This window comes from Urechidicola sp. KH5, from assembly GCF_054661455.1.
Genome location: NZ_BAAFSW010000003.1, coordinates 79257 through 105627 on the forward strand (window position 1 = coordinate 79257; position 26371 = coordinate 105627).

Below are 26371 nucleotides of genomic sequence, written 5' to 3' on the forward strand. Positions count from 1 at the left end.
AGTTACGAATTAGGATAAATTTTCATGTATAAATCCATGTATTTTTCTTTGATGATTGCTCGTTTTGGTTTAAGCGTAGGAGTCAAGCAGTTGTTCTCTACAGTCCAGACCTCTGGTGTTAATTCAAAGCGCTTAATTGTCTCCCATTTACCAAAGTTTTTATTGGCCTCATCTATTTCTTCACCAATTCTTTTTATTACCTCTTTGTGCGTTGCAATAGCCTCCCAAGAGTCTCCAATTTCTAGATCATGACGTTTTGCCCATTCTTTACAGAATTCAAAGTTTGGTTGAATAATAGCACCCGCCATTTTCTCGCCCTCACCAACAACCATAATTTGCTCTACAAATCGGCTTAATTTTACTACATTTTCTAGTAATACAGGAGAAATATATTTACCTCCTGAAGTTTTGAAAATTTCCTTTTTACGTCCTGTGATTTTTAAAAACCCTTGACTGTCTAGTTCTCCTTTATCTCCAGTATGAAAATAGTTGTTCGTCATAACTTCGGCTGTCATTTCTGGATTTTTATAGTAACCCATCATAACATTGGGCCCTTTAACTAGTATTTCTCCATCTTCAGCAATTTTAACCTCTACATTGTCTATTGGAGGTCCGACGGTTCCAATTTTAAATTGCTGGTTTTTATACATATTTACTGAAATAACCGGCGAGGTTTCTGTAAGTCCATAACCTTCCATAACACTCAATCCAGCCGCATTAAAGACACGTGTAAGTTTAGGTGCTAATGCAGCACTTCCACTTACCATTGTATGTATATTGCCACCTAACGCTTCGCGCCATTTAGAGAAAATTAATTTATTGGCAATTTTAAGTTTAAATTCATACCAAGCTCCATTTTGCTTGTAAGGCTTCCATATTAAGCCTAAATCTAAAGCCCAAAAGAACAAACGCTTCTTAATACCTATTAATTCCGCACCCTTACCTACAATAGCATCGTAAATTTTTTCAAGTAATCGAGGCACAACACTCATCATAGTTGGTTTTACCTCTTTGATGTTTTCAGGCATTTTTTCAATACTTTCGGCGTAATAAATGGCTAATCCGTTGTATTGATATATATAAATTAATACTCTTTCAAATACATGGCATAAGGGTAAAAAACTTAAAGCTTTCATGTTCGCACCTTCAAACGGAAGACGAGGCGTACTGTCTATTGCATTACTAACAATATTTTTATGAGAAAGCATAACACCCTTAGGAGTACCAGTAGTACCTGAAGTGTATATAATTGTTGCTAAATCATCTGTTGTAATACTTTCCTTTATTTTATCTACTTCGCCTTGATTACTTTTGTCTGCTCCTTTGTCAAGTAAATTATTCCAATGTTTGCAACCATCAACATCTTCAAAACTATAGATGTCTTTTAAATTGGGACAATTACCAATAACAGCATTCGCTTTTTCAAATAATTCTGCATCAGATAAAAAACATAGTACAGATTCCGAATGGTTAAAAATGTACTCGTAGTTTTCTTTAGAACTCGTAGGGTAGATAGGTATGGTTTGTGCACCTATCTGTAGAATTCCAATATCTAAAATATTCCATTCTGTTCTGTTAGAAGAAGAGATGATGGCAATTTTATCATTGGGTTTTATGCCCATTTTTAGCAAGGCTCTACTTATAGCATTGGCTTTGTCTATATATTCTTGAGTAGAAGTAGGAGTCCATTCTCCATTAACTTTAGATACCAATGCATTGTCTAAAGGATTGTTTTGCAATTGGTAATAAGGGAAGTCAAACAGTCGTGTAATCTTCATCAATTGTCAGTTAAAGTGCGACAGCAAAATACAAAATTATTCAACTTTATAAAAGGGATTTATAGTATATGGATTCATAATTATTTGGAGGTAAAAAAAGGTGCAATTCTACAACCAATATAAATAGATAAAAACAATACAGATATTAAAATAATCAATTTTGATTATAGTTAAAACTAATGTATCTTTGTGTAGTGAAATATAAAAAGATTGAAATGAAAAATTTAATTGGTATTGACAAGCAAAAGGCAGCTAAACTGGTAAAAGAATTAAACATATTACTGGCAGACTATCAGTTATTTTACCAAAATTTAAGAGGTTTTCACTGGAATATTAAAGGAAAGGAATTTTTTGAATTACACTTAAAGTTCGAAGAATTGTATAATGATGCAGTAATTAAAATAGATGAAATCGCTGAACGCATATTAACCTTAGAAGGTGAACCTTTACATACTTTTCAAGATTATATGAAAACTTCAAGCGTACAAGCTTCAAAAGGGGTAACAAATGGTAGTCAAGGAGTATCTATAGTGGTTCAAAATTTCTCAGTTTTAATTTTAAAAGAAAGAGAAATATTATCATTAGCCGGGGATGCAGACGATGAAGGAACTGTTAGCCTGATGAGTGATTACATCACTGAAACTGAAAAGACCTTATGGATGCTCAATTCATATCTACAAGACTAATAATTGAAAAGCCCCCATTTGAGGGCTTTTTTTATTTTGTTATCCAATTGTAAGCATTTGTAAAAGCTTCTATCCAAGGTGAAACTTCATCTTTTCTACCATCAGGGTAATGTGCCCAATTCCATTGGAATATCGATCGTTCTATATGTGGCATCATTACCAAATGTCTACCTGTTGTATCGCACATCATTGCGGTATTATAATCAGATCCATTAGGGTTAGAAGGGTAGGCATTATAACCATATTTAGCTACAATATCATAGCTTTCTTCTGACTGTGGGAGATTAAATTTACCCTCTCCATGTGAAATCCAAACACCTAGTTTGCTACCTGCTAAGCTAGAAAGCATTATAGAATTATTTTCTTGTACTTCAACCGAAGTAAATGCACTTTCGTGTTTCTGAGAGTCATTATGGAGCATTTTACCATGAATATGATGGTCTGGATTAATCAATTCTAATTCCATAAATAATTGACAACCATTGCAAATGCCTATTGATAAAGTATCTTCTCGCTCAAAGAATTTTTTAATAGCAGTATTTGCTTTATGGTTGTATTTTATGGCACCTGCCCATCCTTTAGCAGAACCTAAAACATCAGAATTTGAGAATCCTCCTACAGCTCCTAAAAACTGAATGTCTTCTAAGGTTTCACGACCACTAATTAAATCAGTCATATGCACATCTTTAACATCAAATCCTGCTAAATACATCGCATTGGCCATTTCTCTTTCTGAGTTTGAACCTTTCTCTCTTAAAATAGCTGCTTTTGGTCTAGGTTTGCTAGCATCTATTTTAGGTAATTTCCCGGTAAATGATGCTGGGAATATATATGTTAATGGTTGATCAGCATAATTATCTATTCTAGCCTTAGCCAAACCATTTGCAGTTTGCTTTTGATCTAATAAATACGACGTTTTGTACCAAGTGTTTCTTAATTCAGAAACATTTAATTCAAACGAATCATTTGCATTTACAATATTTAATGTTCCCGAATTATTCGCTGTACCAATAATGTGATATGGTACTTCTGCCTTATCAAGCGTTGCCAAGACGTCATCATCTTTAATTTGGAATACAATACCTGAGTTTTCTGAGAACAACAATTTGATAGAATCATGCTCACCTAAAGAACATAAGTCTAGAGATGCGCCAATAGTATTATCAGCAAAACACAATTCTAATAGAGTAGTAATTAATCCACCAGAAGCTACATCATGTCCAGCAACAATTAAATCAGAAGTAATTAATTCTTGAATTGCATTAAACGCATTTTTTACAGCTTTGTTATTTTTTATTGTAGGTGTTTCAGAACCTATTTTATTTAAAACCTGAGCAAATGAACTACCACCTAACTTAAATGTATCTTGAGAAAAATTGATATAAATAATGGCACCTTCTGAAGGTTTTAAAACAGGCTCAACAACTTTGGTAATATCATTACAATGCGCTGCTCCTGAAATGATAACAGTACCTGGTGCAATAACTTCTTCGTTTGGATATTTCTGTTTCATTGATAATGAATCTTTACCGGTTGGTACATTGATTCCTAAATCAATTGCATATTCTGAAACGGCCTCTACAGCTTTGTACAAACGAGCATCTTCACCTTCATTTTTACAAGGCCACATCCAGTTGGCTGAAAGAGAAACAGATTTAAGTCCTTTTTCTAAAGGCGCCCAAACAATGTTTGTTAAAGCCTCTGTAATGGCATTTTTACTTCCAGCAGCTGGGTCAATTAATCCTGAAATAGGAGCATGACCAACAGAGGTTGCAATACCCTCTTTCCCTTTGTAATCAAGAGCCATTACACCCACATTGTTCAAAGGTAATTGAAATTGGCCAACACATTGTTGTTTGGCAACTTTACCACCAACACATCGGTCTACTTTATTTGTTAACCAATCTTTACAAGCAACAGCTTCTAGTTGTAAAACTTGCTCTAAATATTTTTTAAAATTCTCAACTGAATAATCTAAGTTATCATAGTTCCTTTCAATTGAGGTATCTGTCATTATTGTTTTTGGAGAACTTCCAAACATGTCTCCAAGCGCCAAATCCATAGGTTTGTCGCCTTTAGTAGCAGATTCAAATGTAAAGCGATGATTGTTTGTTACATCGCCCACAGTGTACATTGGTGCTCTTTCACGTTCTGCGATGCGCTGTAGCGTATCTAATTGTTCTTGACCAATTACTAATCCCATACGTTCTTGCGATTCATTACCAATAATTTCTTTGGCTGATAGGGTAGGATCTCCTACAGGTAATTTGTCTAAATCAATTAATCCACCAGTTTCTTCAACTAACTCCGATAAACAATTCAAATGTCCTCCTGCACCATGATCGTGAATAGAAATAATTGTGTTTTCATCAGACTCCACCATTCCGCGGATGGCATTAGCTGCTCTTTTTTGCATTTCTGGATTCGAGCGCTGTACGGCATTTAACTCAATGCCTGATTCAAATTCTCCGGTATCTGCAGAAGAAACAGCAGCACCTCCCATACCAATTCTGTAATTGTCACCTCCAAGAATTACAATTTTATCTCCGTTTTTAGGAGTAGCCTTAATAGCTTGGTCTGCTTTACCATAACCAATACCACCAGCTTGCATAATTACTTTATCAAAACCTAATTTACGGGCATCTTCTTCGTGCTCAAAAGTTAGAACAGAACCCGTAATAAGTGGTTGCCCGAATTTATTTCCGAAATCAGAAGCTCCATTTGAAGCTTTGATTAAGATATCCATTGGTGTTTGATACAACCAATCACGTTCTTCCATAGCCTGTTCCCAAGGTCTATTCTCTTCAAGACGTGAATAGGATGTCATATAAACAGCTGTTCCAGCTAAAGGTAACGAACCTTTACCACCTGCTAAACGGTCTCTAATTTCTCCACCAGAACCTGTTGCTGCACCGTTGAAGGGTTCAACAGTAGTAGGGAAGTTGTGTGTTTCTGCTTTTAACGATAATACAGAATTAAAATCTTTTATTTGATAGAAATCTGGTTTGTCAGCACTTTTTGGAGCAAACTGCTCAACTTTTGGGCCTTTTATAAAGGCCACATTGTCTTTATACGCAGAAACGATTGTATTAGGATTTTCTGCTGATGTCTTTTTAATTAATTTGAATAATGACATTTGTTTTTTTTCACCATCAATCACAAACGTACCGTTAAAGATTTTATGACGACAGTGTTCTGAATTTACTTGAGAAAAACCAAAAACTTCTGAGTCTGTAAGTTTACGACCAATTCTTTCTGAGAGTTCATTTAAATACTGCACCTCTTCAGAGCTTAACGCCAATCCTTCTTGTTCGTTGTATGCAGTGATATCATCTATTTCAAGAATAGCTTCTGGTTCAATATCAATTGTAAAAATGTCTTGATTTAAAACTTCAAATTTCTGAGATATCATAGGATCGTACTCCTTAAAATCGTTTGAAACATGTTCAAACTCTTCAATTCTAACAATACCGTCAATACCCATGTTTTGAGTTATTTCAACAGCATTGGTACTCCATGGAGTGATCATTGCGGCACGTGGACCAACAAAAAAAGCGTCGATAGACGCCTGTTGTATTTGAGGTTGGTTGCCAAATAACCAGTTTAATTTCTTTGTGTTTTCAGCCGAAAGTGCTCCTGTAACTTGAACAGCAAAAACTTTCGAATTTTGGTTTCCGAAGAAAAGAATCATCAGCTTAAATAATTGTGTTGTTTAACAAAGTACAAAAATAACCAATCCTTATTCATTATGATACTTTTTGTTGATAATATGTCATAAAAAAAGCGGCTCAAAATCGAACCACTTTGTCTTATTGTTTGATAAACTTTTTGGTAATACTTCCGGTGTCATTTGAAAGTTGAACAAAATACATGCCTTTAGGTAAATTACCTATATCTACCGACTCATTAGATCTTACTTGTTGTAGGTTTAAAATAGATTTTCCTAACATATTAAAGAACTGAACTTCTACAGGTTCTATAGATTGAATTGTAAGTGTATTACCACTGGCAGGATTGGGATATAACTCAATGCTTCTAAGGTTGTAATTTTCAACTGATAAAATTCCCCAACGATTTTCCGGTTCTGGACCACCCCAAATTTGTTTTGCTAAATAAGGTTCATCTATAAAAGGGTTTCTATTTCCCTGGGCATATGTATTAGAAGTATTTTCATGATAATTATTTCGATTATCTTCATATTGCGATACAGGATCTTCTGCATTCCATTCTAACAATAAATCTATCATATTCGAATCAACACTATTGGTAGAACCTACTGTTACATTATTTGGCAGGCATTGTGAGCCATAGCGCAAATACATATACATCACAATACGAGCTACATCACCTTTCCATTCATCCCCTGGGTACCAGTATGATCCTACAGTTTTTGAGTTTCCAGAACTATCTACAAATAATTTATTTCCTCTTTGCCCATTTCTTTGTACATCCGAAGCTCTTAAATTATGCGCATCACTATATGCTGTCATATTTTTTCCACTTGAATCTAAGTCAGGTGTACCCAATGAATTAGGATATGTATGTTCTCTATTCCAATCACAAACATTACCTCCATTATCATTAACGTCTCTTTCTAAATCGTTTGTACAATCACTATCAGAACCGTTTTCCCATCCATAAATTAGAAGTACATTTGAGCTATTTGATGGATTTAAATCTGTGGCCTGAGTTGCATTCCAAATATAATCTAGAGGATTGGTATGCGTTGCAATAATTTTAGTTGCTAATTCATTTTTTAGTTGTAATCCAGTTTTTGTTAAGTCAACATCATTATAGTAAGATTGTTGTGCAAATACTGTATAATTAACTATTAATAATAAAGCGAGTAATTTTTTAGTCATAGTAATTTTTTAGGGTTTAATCTGTTCGTTTTAAAAGCGCCAAATAAAATCCATCATAACCTGATTTAGAGGCTAAGATTTTGGCGTCTTTCACAAAAGTAAAATTTGTATTGTTATTTAAAAACTTTTTAACTTGTTCTTGATTTTCAGATGGTAAAACAGAACAAGTTGCATACACAAGTTGCCCACCATTTTTCACCATTTTAGAGTAACGTTGCAAAATGTCTTGTTGGGTAGCTCTAATATTATCTAAAAACTCAGGTTGTAATTTCCACTTAGAATCAGGGTTTCTGCGCAAAACACCTATACCGCTACAAGGCGCATCAATTAGAACTGCATCTGCCTTATCGTGTAATTTTTTAATCACTTTAGAATTTTCAATTACTCGCATATCTACATTATGTACACCAGCTCTTTTAGCACGTTTTTTTAGTTGCGCTAATTTGCCAGCATAAATGTCCATAGCAATTATTTGCCCTTTGTTTTCCATTAAAGAGGCTAGGTGCAGTGTTTTGCCACCAGCCCCAGCACAGGTATCTACTACTCGCATACCTGGTTTTACTTCTAAAAATGGAGCAACCAATTGTGACGACGCATCTTGTACTTCAAATAACCCTCGTTTAAAAGCGTCGGTTACAAAAACATTTTTGCGCTCTACTAATTTTACGGCAAAAGGGTAGTTTTTAATAGTAACTGTTTCAATACCTTCTTTATCTAAAGCTTTTTGTAAACCAACAACATTGGTTTTAAGTGTATTTACTCGTAGAACTACTTCTGCTTGTTCATTCAACTTTTTTAGTTCTGAAGTCCAAATATCTTCTCCTAATTCTTCGCTAGCAACAGCATCCATCCAATCTGGAATAGATTCTCGGATGGCTCTATTCTTTTGAGCTTCATCAAATTTTCCTTTAATACGCCTAACAGGTGTACCTTCTAATTGTTTCCAATCTGGTAACTGAATTCCTCTTAATACAGCCCAAACAGCAAATAATTTCCAAATATTTTCTCGTGAATAATGATCTTTTGTACCGGCAATTTCATTGTACAATCGTTTCCATCTTACAATATCATAAATAGTCTCCGCAACAAACTTTCTGTCTCGTACACCCCAACGCTTGTCTCTTTTTAATGCTTTTTCTACCACCTTCGGTGCATGCTCATCTTCGTTGAAAATTGCATGAATAGAGTCAATTACAGTAAACACTAAATTTCTATGTAAGCGCATAAACTAAAAATTTTTAAGGACTGCAAAGGTACTGAAATATGTTGATTAACATTCTATTATTTACACTCATTTGATTGGTGTTTTTATTCTTATTTTAGCGTAACAAAATAATGCGAATGCCAACGTTTGACCCTAACACACCCATTACATATTTAAAAGGAGTTGGTCCTTCTAGAGCAGATTTGCTTCGCAAAGAACTAGGGTTGATCTCGTACAATGATCTTTTGAATTTCTTTCCCTTTAGGTATATAGATCGTACCCAGTTTTATAAGATTAGTGAGCTACATCAAAATTCTTCTGAAGTTCAAATAATTGGCAAGATTACTGGATTTAAAACGGTTAAACAGAAAAGAGGCAGTAGGTTAGTTGCCACATTTATTGATGAGACTGGTTCTATGGAATTGGTTTGGTTTAGAGGTGCAAAATGGATTAAGGATAATTTAAAAGTCAACACTCCATACGTGGCATTTGGAAAGGTAAATTGGTATAACAATAGTTTATCAATGCCACATCCTGAATTAGAGCTGCTACAAGATGCCAAGAAGAGTCTTAGAACCGCAATGCAACCCGTGTATCATACAACTGAAATACTGACTAATAAAGGAGTTTCTAATAGAATGATGCAAAAGATGATCCAGAGTCTGTTTATAGAAATTAGACAAGGTATATCTGAAAATTTATCGCAAGAAATTTTATCTGCTGAACAACTAATCTCCAAGAAAGAGGCATTATTAAATATACATTTTCCTGTTAGTCAAGAGGCACTGTCTAAGGCGCAACAGCGTTTGAAGTTTGAAGAGTTGTTTTTTATACAATTGCAACTCATACGTAAAAACATGATTCATAAGCATAGGTATAAAGGGGTTATATTTGATAAAGTAGATAAATACTTCAATACTTTTTATCGAGATTATTTACCTTTTGATTTAACCAATGCTCAAAAGCGAGTTTTAAAAGAAATCCGCAAAGATGTGGGCTCAAAAGCCCATATGAATAGGTTGTTACAAGGGGATGTTGGCTCTGGTAAAACCATTGTAGCTTTATTAACCATGCTATTGGCGTTGGATAATGGATTTCAGTCTGCATTAATGGCTCCGACTGAAATTTTAGCAACACAACATTACAATGCTTTACAAGAATTGTTAGGAGAAATGGATGTATATGTAGCTCTTCTAACCGGATCTACTAAAGCAAAAGAACGAAGACAAATTCACGAAGATTTAGAAAATGGTTCTTTGCAAATTCTTGTGGGTACACATGCTTTAATCGAAGATAAAGTGCATTTTCAAAATCTAGGATTGGCAATTATTGATGAGCAGCACCGCTTTGGTGTTGAGCAGCGTTCTAAGCTATGGCGCAAAGGCCCAACGAATGAAAATGGCGTCCTACCACCTCATATATTGGTAATGACTGCAACGCCAATACCAAGAACACTTGCCATGAGTATGTATGGCGATTTGGATATATCTGTAATTGACGAATTACCTCCAGGAAGAAAAGAAGTGAAAACGGCCCATAGATTTGATAGTCATAGACTAAGCGTCTTTAAATTTATGAAAGATGAAATTGCCAAAGGCAGACAAGTATATGTGGTGTATCCATTAATCAAAGAATCTGAAAAAATGGATTATAAAGATTTAATGGATGGTTATGAAAGTATTGCAAGAGAGTTTCCTATACCTCAGTATCAGATTTCTATTGTGCATGGTAAAATGAAAGCTGAGGATAAAGAATATGAGATGCAACGCTTTGTAAAAGGAGAAACACATATTATGGTGGCCACTACGGTTATTGAAGTTGGTGTAAATGTGCCAAATGCAAGTGTAATGATTATTGAAAGTGCAGAGCGTTTCGGATTATCGCAATTACATCAATTGCGCGGTCGAGTTGGCAGAGGAGCTGATCAGAGTTTCTGTATTTTAATGACGAGTCATAAACTATCAGACGATGCTAAAACACGTTTAGAAACTATGGTTCGCACTACTGATGGTTTTGAAGTTGCCGATGTTGATTTAAAGTTACGAGGCCCCGGAAATATTATGGGTAAACAGCAAAGTGGTGTACTAAACTTAAAAATAGCAGATTTAACCAAAGATGGTTTTGTATTGGCAAAAGCTAGAAACGCTGCATTTGCTTTATTGCACAAAGATCCAGGTTTAAACTTGGAAGAAAATCAAGGAATCAAGCGAACCTTTATTCGTATTCAAAAAGATGCGGCTATTTGGAGTAACATAAGTTAATCCATAGTTGTTTAAAATGTGAGGATAAAATCAAATTTAAAAGATGTTAAATCTTGTATTTTTAAGTATCTTTGCACCTTGAAAATTAGAAACAAATCCTATTAAAAATATATACTACCTATGAAAATATCTTACAACTGGTTAAAGCAGTTTTTGAAAGTTGATTGGGATGCTGAAAAAACAGGTGAATTATTAACCGATTTAGGTCTTGAAGTTGAAGGAATTGAAACTGTTGAATCTATTAAGGGTAGTTTAAAAGGAGTTGTAGTTGGTCATGTTCTTACCTGTGAGCAACACCCAAATGCTGATAGATTAAGAGTAACAACAGTTGATGTAGGAGGTGTAGCTCCTGTTCAAATTGTTTGTGGCGCTCCAAATGTAGCTGCAGGACAAAAAGTGCCGGTGGCAACTATCGGTACAATGTTGTATGATAAAGAGGGCAATGGGTTTAAAATCAAGAAAGGAAAGATAAGAGGTGAGGAGAGTTACGGAATGATTTGCGCCGAAGACGAGTTAGGTTTAGGTGAAGGTCATGATGGTATTATGGTGCTTGATGGTAGCTTAAAAGTGGGTACTCCGTGTGCAGAGGTATTTGAAATTGAATCAGACGAAGTTTTTGAAATTGGGTTAACACCAAATCGTGCTGATGCGATGAGTCACTTTGGTGTAGCGCGTGATTTAAAAGCTGGCTTAATGCAGCAAGATATGACCTTGGAGTTGATTACACCATCTGTAACAGATTTTCACGTAGATACACGTTCGTTAAGAATAGATATAGAAGTCGAAAACATTGAGCAAACTCCGCGATACTGTGGATTAACGATAACTGATTTAACCGTTAAAGAATCTCCAGCTTGGTTGCAAAACAAATTAAAAGCCATTGGTTTAACACCAAAAAATAATGTAGTAGATGCTACAAATTATGTTTTGCATGAGTTAGGTCAGCCATTACATGCATTTGATGCTAACAAAATAAAAGGCAATAAAATTGTTGTTAAAAATTTAGCAGCAGGAACAAAGTTTGTAACTCTGGATGAGGTTGAAAGAACATTGCACCAAGATGACATTATGATTTGTGATGGTGATAGTAACCCGCTTTGTATTGCCGGCGTATTTGGAGGTTTAGGTTCTGGTGTTACAGAAAATACAACCAATATTTTCTTAGAAAGTGCATATTTTAACCCAGTATCTGTAAGAAAAACAGCGAAGCGTCATACCCTTAATACAGATGCTTCTTTTAGATTCGAAAGAGGAATAGATCCTAATTTGGTAGAGTATGCTCTAAAAAGAGCCGCACTTTTAATAGTTGAAATTGCAGGTGGAAATATTTCTTCTGATGCTTTAGATTTCTATCCAGAGAAAATTGAAGATTTTGAGGTTTTTATTTCTTATGATCGTATCAACAAATTTATTGGAGACGAAATCCCTAAAGAAACCATAAAAAACATCTTAGCGTCTTTAGAAATAAGATTAAATAGCGAAACTGAAGGTGGTTTAGGATTGGTTGTTCCATCGTACCGAGTAGATGTGCAGCGCGAAGCAGATGTGATTGAAGAGATCTTACGTGTATATGGGTATAACAATATTGAATTTTCACACAAATTAAATACTTCAATCTCTTACGATGATTTTGATGGTGTTAAGATTGAGAATTTAGTAGCAAATCAATTGGTTTCTCAAGGATTTAATGAAACAATGGCCAACTCATTGACGAAGGCATCCTATATAGAGATGACTGAAAATTTAAAAAGTGAGAACGATGTTGTCATGTTAAATCCGTTGAGTAGTGATTTAGCAGTTATGCGCCAAAGTTTGTTGTTTAGTGGTTTAGAATCTGTTATTTATAACAGCAATCGTAAAAATCATAACTTAAAATTCTTTGAGTTTGGTAAGACCTATCATAAATACGAAAGTGGTTATACAGAGCAAAAACACCTAACTCTTTTTGTTAGTGGTAATAGAACAAAAGAAAGCTGGAATACTAGAGCAAAAGCGTCAGACTTCTTTTATTTAAAAGGAATAGTTACGGCATTATTAGAGCGTTTAGGTATCAAAGGATTAAAAACATCACCAATTAAGAATGATGTCTTTTCTGAAGGAATTACTTTAGGTTTAGGTAAAATGAAATTGGTAGATTTTGGTGTGGTACGTTATGATATATTAAAATCATTTGGTATCAAACAAGAAGTCTTGTTTGCAGATTTCAACTGGGATACCATTTTAAAAGTAGCAAATAGAAAAGGCTTTAAAGTTGCTGATTTACCAAAGTACCCTGCTGTTAAAAGAGATTTAGCCTTGTTGATAGATAATCAAGTACAGTTCAAAGAAATTCACCAAACAGCTTTGCAAGCAGAGCGTAAGTTGTTAAAAGAAGTAGATTTATTTGATGTGTATGAAGGCGATAAATTACCAGAAGGTAAAAAGAGTTACGCTGTGAGCTTTGTTTTACAAGATGAAAATAAAACTTTGAACGATAAGCAAATAGATAAAGTAATGCAAAAAATACAACAGTCTTTAGAGAAAAATCTAAATGCTGTTTTAAGATAATTCAATTCCTGCCTCGTGCAGGAATTTTTATATAAATCAAATCCAGATGTATAAAAGTATTATAAGACCCATTTTATTCAAATTTGATCCTGAGAAGGTACACCATTTCACTTTTGATTTTCTAAAGTTTGCATTTGCCTTGCCGCTTATTGGTAGCATTGTAAGAAGTATGTTTCAGGTGAAGCACCCTTCTTTAAAAAGAGAATTGTTCGGATTGGCATTTGATAACCCAGTTGGTTTAGCAGCAGGCTTTGATAAAAATGCGGTTTTGTACAATCAGTTGGCAAACTTTGGTTTTGGTTTTATAGAAATTGGTACAGTGACACCAAAGGCCCAAGTTGGAAATCCAAAGAAACGCTTATTTCGTTTGCTTGATGATTCTGGAGTTATCAATCGTATGGGCTTTAACAATGAAGGTGTAGAAGCTGCTGTAGAACAATTAAAGAAAAATAAAGGAAAAGTAATTATTGGTGGTAATATTGGTAAAAATACCGCGACACATTCCGATAATTACACAGCCGATTATTTAACGTGTTTTAATGCACTGCATCCGTATGTTGACTATTTTGTTCTGAATGTAAGTTGCCCAAATGTTGGTTCTATGGCCAAATTGCAAGACAAAGATTATTTAGTAGAACTTATAGGGGCTTGTCAGAATATAAATAAAAGTTTAAGTAAAGACGGTAAGCTTAAGCCAATTTTGTTAAAAATTGCGCCAGACTTAAATGATATTCAGTTGCAAGAGATTATTGATTTAGTTACTGAAACCAAGATTGATGGAGTAATAGCATCAAATACCTCAACCAATAGAGAAGAATTGAAAACATCTGAAACTCAACTAGAGGCTATAGGTAATGGCGGGTTAAGTGGAAAGCCAATTACCAATAGAAGTACAAAGGTGATTAAATTCTTATCTGAAAATTCAAATAAGGCATTTCCTATTATTGGAGTGGGTGGTATTCACTCGGCTCAAGATGCTTTAGATAAAATAGAGGCCGGAGCAGACTTGGTTCAGGTGTATACGGGCTTTATTTACGAAGGTCCATCTTTAGTAAAGAAAATTAATAAAGCATTGATTTCTTAAATTAATGCTAATCCTTATAAAATGTTGTATCGGTTGGAGTTTTGCAAACCAATCTTTTACTATCTTTGAATTACCAAAAAAAGACAATATCAAATGAAATTATTAGAAAATAAAACAGCCATTATTACTGGTGCCACAAGAGGTATTGGTAAGGGTATTGCTATTGAATATGCTAAGCAAGGTGCAAATGTGGCATTTACTTATAGTGCTTCTGTTGATGCTGCAAAAGCATTAGAAGCAGAGTTAAACGATTTAGGAGTAAAAGCCAAAGGGTACCAAAGTAATGCTGCAAACTTTGATGCAGCTCAAGAATTAGCGGCTGAGGTTTTAAAAGAGTTTGGAAGTATTGATGTTTTGATTAACAATGCAGGTATTACCAAAGACAACTTGTTAATGCGTATTTCTGAAGAAGATTTTGACAAGGTAATAGAAGTAAACCTTAAGTCAGTATTCAACCTAACAAAAGCTGTAATTAGACCGATGATGAAACAACGAGGAGGTTCAATTATTAATATGAGCTCTGTTGTTGGTTTAAAAGGTAATGCAGGTCAAGCTAACTATGCTGCTTCAAAAGCAGGTATTGTTGGATTCTCAAAATCTGTGGCTCTTGAATTAGGTTCTAGAAATATTAGAAGTAACGTGATTGCTCCTGGATTTATTGAAACAGAAATGACTGGTAGTTTACCAGAAGATGTAGTTGAAGGATGGAGAAGTTCAATTCCTTTAAAGCGTGGAGGCACTCCTGAAGATATTGCACATGCATGTGTATTCTTAGGTTCAAATATGAGTGCCTATATTACAGGACAAACATTAAGTGTAGATGGAGGTATGCTGACCTAATATATGGAGGCTACAACTGTTTTGTATAGTATAATTGCTGCAATAGTCGCTTTGACTATTGCAGTTTTATTTTATATAAAATCTTTAAAGCAAGGAGAGCGTTTATCCTATATATTGACTACTTTGCGATTTATATCTATTTTTGCAATGTTGTTATTGCTCATTAACCCAAAAACAAAGCAAGAAGAAATTACACAACAAAAACCCAAACTTGCCGTCGCAATTGATGCGTCAACATCCATTCAAACTTCAGATCAGCAAATTGTAAATTCGTTTTATCAACAGCTTCAAAACGATGATCAACTAAATGGAAAGTTTGATATTTCCTTTTTTTCTTTTGGTGAAGATTTCGCGCCCTTAGATTCATTAAAATTTACTGAGAGGCAAACAAATATTTCCAAACCACTGAATCAAATTGAAAAACTTCAACAGAATAGACAAACTGCGGTTTTGTTGGTTACAGATGGCAATCAAACGATTGGTATAGATTACGGCTATTTAAAACCACCTTTTGAAGTATATCCAGTGGTTGTAGGTGATACTACTCGCTATGAAGACGTGTCAATACAGAAGGTGTTTGCAAATAAATACAGTTATCTAGACAATCAATTTCCCGTTGAAGTAGTGAGTTCTTATGACGGAGAAAAAACAGTTAGAAACCGTTTAGAGGTGTATTTGGATGGAAAACGTGTGTATTCTGAACAATTAAATTTCTCTCCTACTAACAATACAGTTAGAAGCAATTTTTTCTTACCTGCATCAAAAGTGGGGGTTCATGAATATCAAGTAAGTATAAGAGCTTTAGAGAATGAGAAGAACACTGCAAATAATATGAATTCTTTTGTGGTTGAAGTGATAGATGAACAAGCACAAATACTAATATTGACTTCTTTTTACCACCCGGATATTGCTGGGTTTAAAAAGGCAATTAATTCTAGCAAGCAGCGCAATGCTGAAGTTGTTTTAATTACAGAGCCTTTTGATATAGATTCTTTTAATGCAGTTTTATTATACCAACCAACACAAGCTTTTAGAACAGCCATTGAAGAAATAAACGTTCAAAAGATGCCCTGCCTTTTGGTTACAGGAGCCCAAACGGATTGGAATTTTTTAAATAGCATTCAAAATGATTTTAGAAAGGCGTTTCTGAATCAAACAGAATTATATACACCTCAATTCAATCAAACTTTTCAAACTTTTAATTTTACTGATATAGGATTTAACAATTATCCTCCACTAAAAGATATGTATGGAGATGTCGTATTTAATGTAGAAATAGATGTGCTCTTATACCAACAAATTGGGTCATTTGCTACCAATCAGGCCATGTTGGCATTTTACGAAGTTGCAAATCAAAGAAAAGCTGTGTTATTTGGTGAAAACACGTGGCAATGGCGAATGCAGGATAATTTGCAAAATGGCTCTTTTAATCAATATGATAGTTTTGTTGCTAAAATATTTCAGTTTTTAACTGCTTTACAAAAAACTGAGCGTCTTGTAGTCAATGCTGAATCTGTTTATAACATCAATACGAATTTAAAAATTGAAAGTAGGTACTTAAATAAAAATTATGAGCCTGATGCGAATGCTGTTTTGTGGTTGAATTTGACCAATACAAGCACCAATGAAGAACAAAAAATTCCTTTTAGATTTAATGGAAATCAGTATGAAGTCGATATTTCGTATTTAAAAGAAGGAGCCTATAGCTATACTGTAAAAGTAGAAAATGAATCGATAGCATCATCAGGTGTTTTTCGAGTTTTAGATTTTGATATAGAGCAGCAACTACAAAGAGCAAATTTTGATAAACTGCAAAACTTAGCTAAACAAAGTGGAGGGTATATTAGTTTGATTAAAGACTACTCTATTATCTTGGAGGAGTTAAAATCATCAGACAAATTCAAACCTAAAAGTATATTAGAAGTTAGAATAAAACCTTTAATCGAATGGCAGTGGCTTTTAGCCCTCATTGTACTATCTTTGACTATCGAATGGTTATTAAGAAAATATAACGGACTAATTTAATTTAAAAAAAATGGCACAACAACAATTACAATTACCAAAGGGAATATTTGGATTTGCTGTAATAGCAATAGTAGTATTAATTATAGTCGCAAAGGCTGCAATAACAATAGACTCTGGTCAAGCTGGAGTTTTATACAAAACATTTGGAGATGGTGTGGTAACTGATAAACCGCCAATGGGAGAAGGGTTTCATTTAGTAGCACCTTGGAATAAAGTTTATGTATATGAGGTGCGTCAACAAGAACTTACAGAGCGTATGAAAGTACTTTCATCTAACGGTTTAGATATTCAGTTAGAAGCAACTGCTTGGTATTTACCAGAATATGAATCTTTAGGAAAATTACATCAAGAAAAAGGGGCAAATTATTTAGATCGTGTATTAAAACCAGCTATTCGCTCTGCAACAAGAAGTGTGGTTGGTCGCTACACTCCCGAGCAAATCTACTCTAGTAAAAGAGATGCCATTCAAAAGGAAATATTTGACGAAACTAAAAAAATCGTTGATGATCAATACATTGATTTAGAAAGAGTACTGGTAAGAGATGTTACATTACCTCCAACGATTAAAGATGCTATTGAACGTAAATTAAAGCAAGAGCAAGAATCCTTAGAATATGAGTTTAGATTAGTTACGGCTCAAAAGGAAGCAGAAAAACAACGAATTGAGGCCCAGGGTAAAGCAGATGCAAATAAGATACTAAGTGCCTCGTTAAATGATGCTATTTTACGAGATAAGGGTATTGAAGCAACATTAAAATTAGCAAATTCATCAAATACCAAAATTGTTATAGTAGGTAGTGGTGAAGATGGATTACCATTAATTTTAGGAAATAACTAAATTGAAAATTAAGGTTTTTATAAAGTCATTTTTAATCTCGGGGTTGTTTTTTGCGGTTTGGATGGCATTATTTGATTTATACCGAGAAAATCCTTTTAGTTGGATTAAGTTTGTAATTCATCTCAGTTTTTTTGGGCTTTTTCAAGGAATTGTGAGTGTTTACAAGTTGGAGAAATAAAGAAAATAAAAAAGTCGCTTAATAGCGGCTTTTTTATTTTGTCTATTCAGTAAACGTATAACTCGTTTTAACTACTTGGGTTACTCTAAAATACCCAAAGGCATACGCTTCTGGATTGTCAGGGTTTATACAGTTTCCTTTAACGGCTACAGGTGTTGCACTAAACGGACCGTTACTATCACTTTGAGATATTAACAATCTGATATAATTGAAATACTGCTGAGAGATGCCATAAAAGCTGATGTCTACAACATCACCTGGTTGGTATTCTTTTTGACCAGTATCTTCATCTTCATCACGTTCATTAAATATGGTAATCTGATTACCATCAGTAAATTCATCTGATAAATCTTGAAGTTCTGGAAGTAAATCACCAACTAATTGAAATTTAAACAAATAAAAATTTTCAATGTTTGCGGGGTCTGTATACTGCACATTTACTTCTAAAACGTCTGGGTCAAAACCATTTTCGGTAGATTGAAATACATCATCAATATCTACCACCGGAGTCATTACCTCAGTTGCTGTATAGGTTTCACCATCATGCAAGACTTCTAACTCATAGGTGTCGTTAATAACTGGAACAAAACTAGTTGTGGTATATTGTCCGTTGCCTTGATCAGTAAATAAAAATTCTTCACCACTATTGGTATTGGTAACTTTAACAGTAGCACCTGCTACATAATCTACTTCTCCTGAATCAAAATAAGGAGTGGATTGACTTAAAATAACTGTTTGCTCATTACCCGTTGTTCCTTTTTCCCAATCTAAAGAAGCTTCAATAACTAGTCTAGGTGGAGCAATAGGAACATCAACATCGATTACATCTGTACAAGAAGTGAGCAGTACAGAAATAAATACTAGAATATATATATATAAGTTTTTCATGTCTTAGAATTTGAAATTATAGGTTACAGAAGGCACAATACCAAAAATGGTTGTTCTTGTAGCTTCATTAATACCGGTTCCTTCATTTTGTTCAAAGGATATAGAAGCGGCATTCTTTCTGTTATACACGTTGTAAATACCAAATACCCATTCACCTTTCCATCGTTTGTCAGGTCTTTTGTTAGGCACTAAAGTTGCAGAAAGATCTATTCTGTGATATGTAGGCAATCTATCTGAATTTCTATCTTCATAGCTTGCAACTGCAATTCCCTCGTATTCGTATTGTCCGTTAGGGTATGTAACCGGTCTACCGGTTTGAAATATGAAATTCGCGCCAAAAGTCCATTTCTGATTAAACTTATAGCTTCCTGTAATAGATAAATCATGTGTTCTATCGTAGTTCGCATTATACCATTCACCATTGTTGATTCCAGGTCCCCCTGCGGCACCACTAGGAGTTCTTTGCTCGGTTTTAGATAGGGTATAGGCAATCCAACCAGTTAAGTTTCCTTTTGATTTTCTCAATAATAATTCTAAACCATAAGATCTAGATTCTCCGTTTAAAATTTCAGTTTCAATGGTGTTTTGACCTATTAAATCAGAACCGTCTATGTAATCAATTCTATTGTCTACTGTTTTATAATAAACTTCTGTTTCAAAAGAATAATCTGTATTCGGTAAATTTTTGAAGTAACCTAAAGAATACTGATTTGCCAATTGTGGCTTTACATATTTACCACTAGGTGTCCATACATCTAATGGAGTAACAGAAGTTGTATTTGACAATAAATGAATGTACTGAGCAGCTCTAGAATATCCTGCTTTTACAGATGAGTTTTCGTCTAATTGATAGGCTAAGCCAACTCTAGGTTCAAAATTTCCAAAATTCTCGATGGTTTCACCTTTATCATAAACTTCTTCGCCAATTGCAGTACCAGCTTCATAAATCCCTAATGTTTCGTTATAAACTACTGGTAAATCATTTTCATAAAGTGTCATGGTTTGTGCACCTCTTCTATTAAAATTACTATAGCGCAACCCATAATTAGCGGTTAATTTATCGGTTAGTTTGTGCTCTAGATTAAAATAAATACTACTTTCAAATCCTAATTTTTGATCTAATTCATAAAAGTTAATGGCAGAATCTTCAGTGGTTGGTCTAATCACACCTGGTTCAAACACATAATTAATACCGCTTACACCAAAATCCATTTTTACTTTATCATTTAGATAGTACTTCAAATCGTACTTCATATTGATGTTTTCTATTGATGATTCCCATTCAAAATCGAATAAGTTAAGGGTTAAATCATAGTCATATTTACTATAGATTAAAGAAGCGTTTGAAAATAAACGATCATTAAAAATATGGTTCCATCTTAAGTTTCCTGTTGCATTACCATAGCCATTTTCAAAAGAGTTTGAGAAGTTGGCATTGTCTCTACCAAAATATCCAGATAAGAACAACCTGTTATTATCATTTAAGGTGTAATTGGCTTTTAAATTTAAATCGTAAAAACTAGCGCTATTGTCTTCTCCTGCCAAATCTAAAAATAGATGGGCATAGGAAGATCTACCTGCAATTAAAAAAGACCCCTTGTTTTTTACTATTGGAGCTTCTATGGCTAATCTACTAGAAATAGTACCTATACCACCAGTCATGGCAAATTCTTTGTTATTACCATCTTTTTGATGTACATCTAGCACAGATGAAACACGACCACCATATTTAGCAGGAATATTACCTTTATAAAGTGTCATGTCTTTAATGGCATCTGCATTGAATACAGAGAAAAATCCGAGTAGATGAGCGGTGTTGTAAATAATGGCCTCATCTAGTAAAACTAAGTTTTGATCCACGGCACCTCCACGCACGTTAAATCCTGTTGTACCTTCACCACCGTTGGTAATACCAGGTAATAATTGAATAGACTTCACCAAATCTACTTCACCCAAAACCACTGGTATCTTCTTTATGGTAGAAGCTTGAACTTTAGTAACACTCATTTGAGGAGAGCGAATGTTAGCACGTTCTGAGGTAGCAGATTCAACAACTACTTCATCTAATTGCTCAGAAGCCTCAGATAGCTCAATTTCTAACTTAGTATCTTTATCTAGTACCACTTCTTTAATAATATCTGCATAGCCTAAAAAAGATATAATAACGCTGTATGTGCCAGCAGGAGCGGATACCGAAAAGAAACCGTATTCATTGGTCATTTCACCTAGAGTAGTACCTTCGAGAAATACAGTGGCCCCAAAAATGGTTTCACCATTACTCGCATCTTTAATGGTACCACTTATGGTATAATTTTCTTGCGCAAATGATACTCCAAGTATCATAAAACACAACATAAAAAGATTAAAGTTTTTCAACATTTAAAAGCGTTTAATAAGGTTTTGCATAGAAACTACAATTCATTAGTAATCTTGTGTTGGTAGTTATTAAAAATATGTTAAATGAATTATAATCAATATGGTTCAATAATATCTAAGGTTCCTTTTTAGTTGTTAGGTCTAATTTAACTATCTGTAAAACAATAAAGCTTGAACCTGAATTTTTTCTGAGGTATTCGAGAATAAGTGCATACCGCCTTTAGTGTCATTGTACTGATGGACTTCTGCAACACTAATTCTGTATTGAATGTCTTGAATAAATTCTACTTCTACTTTTAAATCTTGAACCCAATCTTCGTAATCATCCCACTGTTGAACTGTTAAAAAGCAATCTTTAATCTTTGGAGAGTACATGATTACTTTGTAAGTATAACCATAAATAAATTTCTTTTGGTTAAATGCAATCCCAACTTCTTGAGAGACTTCTCCTCTAATCTCTTCAATAAATTTGTAGCCTTCTGCTTTCATAAAAGCCATCGTTTCATCACTTAACTCATCAATATTCTGAGAGAAACTCATGCATGAAAACAATGCAAAGATTAGTATAAAGATATTTTTCATACCACATTCATTAAAAAAGGCGCTTTTTAAGCGCCTCTTGTTAATCTTTCTTTTTTGTGCTTCCTGTTTTTACAGCACGATAATTTTCGTAACATTCGAGAACTGCTTCTAGTACTTGTATATCGCTTGCAGTTTGAATGAAATAGTCTGAATAATTACAATCATCAAGTAATTCGTCTAACTCTTCTCTTGTTAGTTCAAGATATTGCAACATTAGTTCGCGATCTATCTTTTCATCAAGTACAGCTCTTACTTCATCTTGTTCTTTAATTTGTTTCAACTTACGTAACTGTTTCGGGTTTTTACCGAACTTATTATATATAAAGTCGACGGGATGAAAGACGGCATCAACAGCAGAGGAGTAGGTATTTCTTCTTGGTGCACCTACCTCATATGTTTGAGGAAGCCCATCAATATGAATTCGTGTAAATTTATCTTTAGGTATGTTTTTAGCATCAATTTCTAAAACACCAACAAGCGTTGTAGATTTAACATTTACTTCGGTGAGTGTTTCATCTTTTTGATACATCGTAATTTCTAACTCGTTACCCTTTAATAAATCATTAGAAATTCTAATTTTAACGGATTGAAAACCTAAGTATGAAATAAAGATAGTATCGTTTACTTTGGTTGGAAGTGTAAATGTACCATCATTCAAAGTAATTGTACCTCGAACAGAATTCATATTAAATACGTGTGCACCACCTAATGGATTTTTTGATGCACCATCAATAATGGTACCTTTTAAACTTACTGGTTTGTCTTGATCAATGGCCGTAGAGTCTGTTGGTTGATCTTGTGCAAATGCTGCTACACTTACAAAAAACAATATGATAAGGGTAATTTTTTTTAGCATATGCAATTATACTAATTATTCTATTAGAAATCGTTAATGAGTTGTGAAAACAAAAAAATCTGTCAATAATTTTTTTGACAGATTTTTAGTGCGCGTAACTGGAGTCGAACCAGCACGTCCTAAGCGGACACAAGGCCCTCAACCTTGCGCGTCTACCAATTCCGCCATACGCGCAAATATGTTCTAAAACTGAAAAAGTCAAGCAAATTTTGCTCAACTTTTCTTTGTGACTTGACTGGGGCTCGAACCCAGGACCACCTCCTTAAAAGGGAGGTGCTCTACCAACTGAGCTATCAAGTCGTACCCTTTTCCTTTTGCGAGTGCAAATATACTATCAAAAGTTAAAAACACAAACCAAAATTTACAAAAATTTATATGATATTTGTGTTTTTAAAATCAAGCCAATGAAAATTGTTTTAATAGGTTATATGGCAAGTGGAAAGTCTGCCATTGGTATAGAACTAGCTAATACTATGCAACTACCTTTAATTGACCTTGATAGCTATATAGAAGCAAAAGAAAAAATGACGATTTCAAAAATTTTTGAAGACAAAGGGGAGATTTATTTTAGGGTAAAAGAAACAACTTATTTAAAACAATTATTAGAAGAAACTACAAATGCTATTATTTCAGTTGGTGGTGGTACACCTTGCTATGGAACAAATATGAATATTATTATTGAAAAGAGTACACCAGTTTATTTAAAAACAGGTATTAAAACACTTCATGATCGTTTGATTAAAGAAAAAGCACATAGGCCGTTGGTAGCATCAATTAAGGATGAAGATTTAATGGAGTTTATTGGAAAACACTTATTTGAGCGAACTCCATTTTACGAGAAATCAAAAGCAAAGGTAATTACAGATTCTAAATCAATAAAAGAAATTGTTGCTGAAATTCAGAAATTATTAAGCTAAATAGGCTAAGTTATTTTCTTCTTTAAACTCTACTGTTATTGTATCTTGAAGAGTTGTTGCTAAAGAAACTCCTTTAAAGTCTGCTTTTACAGGATATTTCTTGTGGTTCCTATTTACCAATACAGCTGTCTTAAATTGTTTTAATGGAACTTCTAAAAAGTGCTTGATCCCGTACATTAGTGTAGTACCAGAATCTAATACATCATCAACTAGTACCAAAGATTTATTGGTATATTCATCAGAAGAAATTGACGTTTTGACAGGAGATAGTGGACTTTTCTTGTTTATAATAACCTTACAAAGTGTTATTTGAATTTTAGAAATGCTAACTAATTCTATTTTTAATAATTCAGCAAACAGATATCCATTTGCGGCAATACCAGCGAGAACAATTTCGGATTCTTGCGAGTTTACCTCTAAAATCTGATAAGCAATACGCTTAATTTTCTTTGAAATTTGTTCGTGATTTAAAATTATTGAATTTGACATATCTACTCTTCTTCTGTGTATTTTTCTATATCTCTTCTATCTTTTTTTGTTGGTCTTCCAGTACCTTTTTTGCGATAATGGTCTTTAGCAAATTTAAGCAACTCCTTAGACTCAAACTCCTCTTTAGGTGTAATATCTTTTCGATATAAATCTACCAATTTGGCACCAACTCGATTTGGAGGAATATCGAGAACTTCTAATTGATAATTTATTTGATTTTTACGAACACCAACTATATCTGTAGGATAGACTTCTTTTGATGGTTTTACTTGGCCACTATTTATGCGAACATGCCCTTTTTTACAAGCATCACTCGCAATACTTCGTGTCTTAAAATAACGCGTGCACCACAAGTATTTATCAATCCTCATATAAAAAAGTTAAATTTTAACATTTGGCTTGAACAAAGGTAACAAAATTGTATCTTGCGCCCCTAAATTATTTGAAATAATGAAGTTAAAAAATCTTGTATTTTTTCTAATAACTGCGATACTAATTGCTGCTTGTGAGGATGATAATCAATTTGAACCATATGACTATGAGGGTATTGCAATAATTGATGATGGTTTACTTCAAGACTATTTGGAAACTCATTACTATGATGAAGATGTAGATTCTATTAAGGAAGTAACAAATGGAGAACGTCCTTTTTCTGAAGATGTTCAAACCATGGAAGTTGAAGAAAACGATGTTACTTACACTTTATATTACATTGTTAAGGAACAGGGGGTTGGTTATCAACCATCGCAATACGATGATGTTTTAACAACATACCGTGGTGAATTACTTACTGGTATTGTGTTTGATGAGCGTTCTTCTATACAAGTTGGAAATCCTTGGTTTAACCTTACAGGAGTAATTAGAGGATGGGCTTACGGATTTACGCATTTCAAAGGTGGTAACAATATTTCGGAACCCAATATGCCTATTGAATTTGAGGATTTTAGTACAGGGTTTTTATTTATTCCTTCTGGATTAGGTTATGCAGGCTCAGTGCAAGGAAGTATTCCTCCAAGTTCTCCATTGGTTTTTACAGTGTCTTTGCATCATGCAGCAGCTGCCGATCACGATGAAGATGGAGTGCCAACTAATGCGGAAGATATAGATGGAGATGGTGATCCAACTAATGATAATACTGATGGAGATTTATTGGCAAACTTTTTTGATGCAGATGATGATGGAGATGGTATTTTAACGAGAAATGAAGATGCTGATGGTGATGGTGATCCAACGAATGACGATACCGATGGAGATGGAACACCGGACTATTTAGACGCTGATAATTAAAAGCTTTTTACATGAACAAATAAAAAAATGCCGCTTTCAAGCGGCATTTTTTTATTAAAATTTAAAACTAGCACCAACTATAAACTGGCTAGGTCTCGTATCAACCCTTCCACTAACTTCGTCTCCCAAGAAATTGGCTTCATTTTCTGTAAATCCTCTTTCGTATCTTGCATCAACTCCAAAATTACCTAATTTCAGCCCCAAACCAATGGTACCACCAACAGTAATATCTTTTTCTACATCAGATAGATTCACGTCTTCTAAATCTGTATCTAGAATGTATTGTAAAGAAGGACCTCCCATAATGTGTATAGGACCTATTAATTTAAATCCTAATAATAGAGGCATATCTAGTTTATCAACATTAAGTTCGACTTTATTAGTACTTGTTTTATAGGTGCTAGAGGTTTGCGTATATAACAATTCTGGTCTAAAGTATATTCTACCTTTAGTTTTTAAATAAACACCAACATGGAAGCCAATATTTGAATCGGGATTGTCAATAATTTCTTCTGCTTCTGTAATTAAATCGCCATTACTAGCATAATTTAATCCACCTTTTATACCAAAATCAAAAATTTGAGCTGATGCGGTGTTTGAACAAATAATTAAAAAGAAACTGTAAATAAGTGCGTTTTTCATAGTGGGTAAATTTAAATTCATAAAAAAACTC

Annotated in this window: 20 protein-coding genes and 2 tRNA genes; 9 read left to right on the plus strand and 13 right to left on the minus strand. The window is 34.0% G+C overall.

Features of this window, described 5'->3' with window-relative positions:
- Nucleotides 1-2 precede the first annotated feature (2 nt).
- A complete protein-coding gene (locus ACYQ5R_RS08855) occupies nucleotides 3-1781 on the minus strand; it encodes an AMP-dependent synthetase/ligase (RefSeq protein ID WP_460190576.1) in 1779 nt (592 codons plus the stop codon).
- 212 nt (nucleotides 1782-1993) lie between these two features.
- On the opposite strand from ACYQ5R_RS08855, the gene ACYQ5R_RS08860 reads away from it, so the two are divergent.
- On the plus strand, nucleotides 1994-2464 hold the full coding sequence (locus ACYQ5R_RS08860) for a Dps family protein (protein WP_460190577.1): 471 nt from the start codon (nucleotides 1994-1996) through the stop codon (nucleotides 2462-2464).
- Between the two features lie 31 nt (nucleotides 2465-2495).
- Here ACYQ5R_RS08860 and purL read toward each other — a convergent pair whose 3' ends face one another.
- The 3 genes from purL to ACYQ5R_RS08875 all read right to left on the minus strand — a co-directional run bounded on the left by purL (nucleotide 2496) and on the right by ACYQ5R_RS08875 (nucleotide 8551).
- Nucleotides 2496-6155, minus strand: coding sequence for a phosphoribosylformylglycinamidine synthase (gene purL / locus ACYQ5R_RS08865; RefSeq protein WP_460190578.1), 3660 nt, complete (start codon nucleotides 6153-6155; stop codon nucleotides 2496-2498).
- A 118-nt stretch (nucleotides 6156-6273) separates the two neighbouring features.
- Complete coding sequence (locus ACYQ5R_RS08870) at nucleotides 6274-7326, minus strand: endonuclease (RefSeq protein WP_460190579.1); 1053 nt, start codon at nucleotides 7324-7326, stop codon at nucleotides 6274-6276.
- A 16-nt stretch (nucleotides 7327-7342) separates the two neighbouring features.
- Nucleotides 7343-8551 carry an RsmB/NOP family class I SAM-dependent RNA methyltransferase gene (locus ACYQ5R_RS08875; RefSeq protein ID WP_460190580.1) on the minus strand — a complete coding sequence of 403 codons (1209 nt, stop codon included), beginning with the start codon at nucleotides 8549-8551 and terminating at the stop codon, nucleotides 7343-7345.
- Nucleotides 8552-8667: 116 nt separating this feature from the next.
- Between ACYQ5R_RS08875 and recG the strand changes: the two genes are divergently transcribed.
- The 6 genes from recG (at nucleotide 8668) to ACYQ5R_RS08905 (ending at nucleotide 18125) form a co-directional block, all read left to right on the plus strand.
- Nucleotides 8668-10791, plus strand: coding sequence for an ATP-dependent DNA helicase RecG (gene recG / locus ACYQ5R_RS08880; protein WP_460190581.1), 2124 nt, complete (start codon nucleotides 8668-8670; stop codon nucleotides 10789-10791).
- A gap of 120 nt (nucleotides 10792-10911) precedes the next feature.
- Nucleotides 10912-13338, plus strand: a complete 2427-nt coding sequence (pheT, locus tag ACYQ5R_RS08885) for a phenylalanine--tRNA ligase subunit beta (RefSeq protein WP_460190582.1) — start codon at nucleotides 10912-10914, stop codon at nucleotides 13336-13338.
- Between the two features lie 46 nt (nucleotides 13339-13384).
- Nucleotides 13385-14422, plus strand: coding sequence for a quinone-dependent dihydroorotate dehydrogenase (locus tag ACYQ5R_RS08890; RefSeq protein WP_460190583.1), 1038 nt, complete (start codon nucleotides 13385-13387; stop codon nucleotides 14420-14422).
- Nucleotides 14423-14515: 93 nt separating this feature from the next.
- A complete protein-coding gene (fabG, locus tag ACYQ5R_RS08895) occupies nucleotides 14516-15262 on the plus strand; it encodes a 3-oxoacyl-[acyl-carrier-protein] reductase (protein ID WP_460190584.1) in 747 nt (248 codons plus the stop codon).
- A 3-nt stretch (nucleotides 15263-15265) separates the two neighbouring features.
- Complete coding sequence (locus ACYQ5R_RS08900) at nucleotides 15266-17287, plus strand: VWA domain-containing protein (protein ID WP_460190585.1); 2022 nt, start codon at nucleotides 15266-15268, stop codon at nucleotides 17285-17287.
- A 10-nt stretch (nucleotides 17288-17297) separates the two neighbouring features.
- Nucleotides 17298-18125, plus strand: a complete 828-nt coding sequence (locus ACYQ5R_RS08905) for a prohibitin family protein (protein ID WP_460190586.1) — start codon at nucleotides 17298-17300, stop codon at nucleotides 18123-18125.
- Between the two features lie 220 nt (nucleotides 18126-18345).
- Here the strand turns inward: ACYQ5R_RS08905 and ACYQ5R_RS08910 are convergent, their stop codons facing one another.
- From ACYQ5R_RS08910 to ACYQ5R_RS08935, 6 genes are all read right to left on the minus strand, one after another.
- Nucleotides 18346-19191, minus strand: a complete 846-nt coding sequence (locus tag ACYQ5R_RS08910) for a DUF4249 domain-containing protein (protein WP_460190587.1) — start codon at nucleotides 19189-19191, stop codon at nucleotides 18346-18348.
- A 3-nt stretch (nucleotides 19192-19194) separates the two neighbouring features.
- The gene (locus tag ACYQ5R_RS08915; RefSeq protein ID WP_460190588.1) at nucleotides 19195-21570 is read right to left on the minus strand and encodes a TonB-dependent receptor; all 2376 of its coding nucleotides are present in this window, start codon (nucleotides 21568-21570) and stop codon (nucleotides 19195-19197) included.
- Between the two features lie 147 nt (nucleotides 21571-21717).
- Complete coding sequence (locus ACYQ5R_RS08920; protein WP_460190589.1) at nucleotides 21718-22149, minus strand: hypothetical protein; 432 nt, start codon at nucleotides 22147-22149, stop codon at nucleotides 21718-21720.
- Nucleotides 22150-22189: 40 nt separating this feature from the next.
- Nucleotides 22190-23005 (minus strand): carboxypeptidase-like regulatory domain-containing protein, encoded by an 816-nt coding sequence (locus tag ACYQ5R_RS08925; protein WP_460190590.1) that lies wholly within the window; start codon nucleotides 23003-23005, stop codon nucleotides 22190-22192.
- A gap of 89 nt (nucleotides 23006-23094) precedes the next feature.
- Nucleotides 23095-23179: transfer RNA gene (locus ACYQ5R_RS08930), tRNA-Leu, on the minus strand.
- A 53-nt stretch (nucleotides 23180-23232) separates the two neighbouring features.
- A tRNA-Lys gene (locus tag ACYQ5R_RS08935) sits at nucleotides 23233-23305 on the minus strand.
- A gap of 104 nt (nucleotides 23306-23409) precedes the next feature.
- Here ACYQ5R_RS08935 and ACYQ5R_RS08940 point away from each other — a divergent pair.
- Nucleotides 23410-23922 carry a shikimate kinase gene (locus ACYQ5R_RS08940; protein ID WP_460190591.1) on the plus strand — a complete coding sequence of 171 codons (513 nt, stop codon included), beginning with the start codon at nucleotides 23410-23412 and terminating at the stop codon, nucleotides 23920-23922.
- On the opposite strand, the gene ACYQ5R_RS08945 is transcribed toward ACYQ5R_RS08940, so the two are convergent.
- Together ACYQ5R_RS08945 and ACYQ5R_RS08950 are read right to left on the minus strand one after the other, a co-directional pair.
- Nucleotides 23914-24411: a phosphoribosyltransferase domain-containing protein gene (locus tag ACYQ5R_RS08945; RefSeq protein ID WP_460190592.1), complete on the minus strand. Its 498-nt coding sequence runs from the start codon at nucleotides 24409-24411 to the stop codon at nucleotides 23914-23916. The genes ACYQ5R_RS08940 and ACYQ5R_RS08945 overlap by 9 nt on opposite strands.
- Nucleotides 24412-24413: 2 nt before the next feature.
- Nucleotides 24414-24782 carry an RNA-binding S4 domain-containing protein gene (locus ACYQ5R_RS08950; protein ID WP_460190593.1) on the minus strand — a complete coding sequence of 123 codons (369 nt, stop codon included), beginning with the start codon at nucleotides 24780-24782 and terminating at the stop codon, nucleotides 24414-24416.
- A gap of 79 nt (nucleotides 24783-24861) precedes the next feature.
- On the opposite strand from ACYQ5R_RS08950, the gene ACYQ5R_RS08955 reads away from it, so the two are divergent.
- Complete coding sequence (locus tag ACYQ5R_RS08955) at nucleotides 24862-25698, plus strand: FKBP-type peptidyl-prolyl cis-trans isomerase (protein ID WP_460190594.1); 837 nt, start codon at nucleotides 24862-24864, stop codon at nucleotides 25696-25698.
- Nucleotides 25699-25752: 54 nt separating this feature from the next.
- On the opposite strand, the gene ACYQ5R_RS08960 is transcribed toward ACYQ5R_RS08955, so the two are convergent.
- Nucleotides 25753-26340: a porin family protein gene (locus ACYQ5R_RS08960; RefSeq protein ID WP_460190595.1), complete on the minus strand. Its 588-nt coding sequence runs from the start codon at nucleotides 26338-26340 to the stop codon at nucleotides 25753-25755.
- Between the last annotated feature and the right edge of the window lie 31 nt (nucleotides 26341-26371).

Coding starts and splice junctions, on each gene's coding strand:
- ACYQ5R_RS08875 (WP_460190580.1), bottom strand. CDS start 8,551: ATGCGCTTACATAGAAATTTAGTGTTTACTGTAATTGACTCTATTCAT.
- ACYQ5R_RS08945 (WP_460190592.1), bottom strand. CDS start 24,411: ATGTCAAATTCAATAATTTTAAATCACGAACAAATTTCAAAGAAAATT.
- ACYQ5R_RS08860 (WP_460190577.1), top strand. CDS start 1,994: ATGAAAAATTTAATTGGTATTGACAAGCAAAAGGCAGCTAAACTGGTA.
- ACYQ5R_RS08910 (WP_460190587.1), bottom strand. CDS start 19,191: ATGAAAAACTTATATATATATATTCTAGTATTTATTTCTGTACTGCTC.
- ACYQ5R_RS08900 (WP_460190585.1), top strand. CDS start 15,266: ATGGAGGCTACAACTGTTTTGTATAGTATAATTGCTGCAATAGTCGCT.
- ACYQ5R_RS08905 (WP_460190586.1), top strand. CDS start 17,298: ATGGCACAACAACAATTACAATTACCAAAGGGAATATTTGGATTTGCT.
- ACYQ5R_RS08955 (WP_460190594.1), top strand. CDS start 24,862: ATGAAGTTAAAAAATCTTGTATTTTTTCTAATAACTGCGATACTAATT.
- pheT (WP_460190582.1), top strand. CDS start 10,912: ATGAAAATATCTTACAACTGGTTAAAGCAGTTTTTGAAAGTTGATTGG.
- ACYQ5R_RS08870 (WP_460190579.1), bottom strand. CDS start 7,326: ATGACTAAAAAATTACTCGCTTTATTATTAATAGTTAATTATACAGTA.
- recG (WP_460190581.1), top strand. CDS start 8,668: ATGCCAACGTTTGACCCTAACACACCCATTACATATTTAAAAGGAGTT.
- purL (WP_460190578.1), bottom strand. CDS start 6,155: ATGATTCTTTTCTTCGGAAACCAAAATTCGAAAGTTTTTGCTGTTCAA.
- ACYQ5R_RS08950 (WP_460190593.1), bottom strand. CDS start 24,782: ATGAGGATTGATAAATACTTGTGGTGCACGCGTTATTTTAAGACACGA.
- ACYQ5R_RS08920 (WP_460190589.1), bottom strand. CDS start 22,149: ATGAAAAATATCTTTATACTAATCTTTGCATTGTTTTCATGCATGAGT.
- ACYQ5R_RS08915 (WP_460190588.1), bottom strand. CDS start 21,570: ATGTTGAAAAACTTTAATCTTTTTATGTTGTGTTTTATGATACTTGGA.
- ACYQ5R_RS08925 (WP_460190590.1), bottom strand. CDS start 23,005: ATGCTAAAAAAAATTACCCTTATCATATTGTTTTTTGTAAGTGTAGCA.
- fabG (WP_460190584.1), top strand. CDS start 14,516: ATGAAATTATTAGAAAATAAAACAGCCATTATTACTGGTGCCACAAGA.
- ACYQ5R_RS08940 (WP_460190591.1), top strand. CDS start 23,410: ATGAAAATTGTTTTAATAGGTTATATGGCAAGTGGAAAGTCTGCCATT.
- ACYQ5R_RS08960 (WP_460190595.1), bottom strand. CDS start 26,340: ATGAAAAACGCACTTATTTACAGTTTCTTTTTAATTATTTGTTCAAAC.
- ACYQ5R_RS08890 (WP_460190583.1), top strand. CDS start 13,385: ATGTATAAAAGTATTATAAGACCCATTTTATTCAAATTTGATCCTGAG.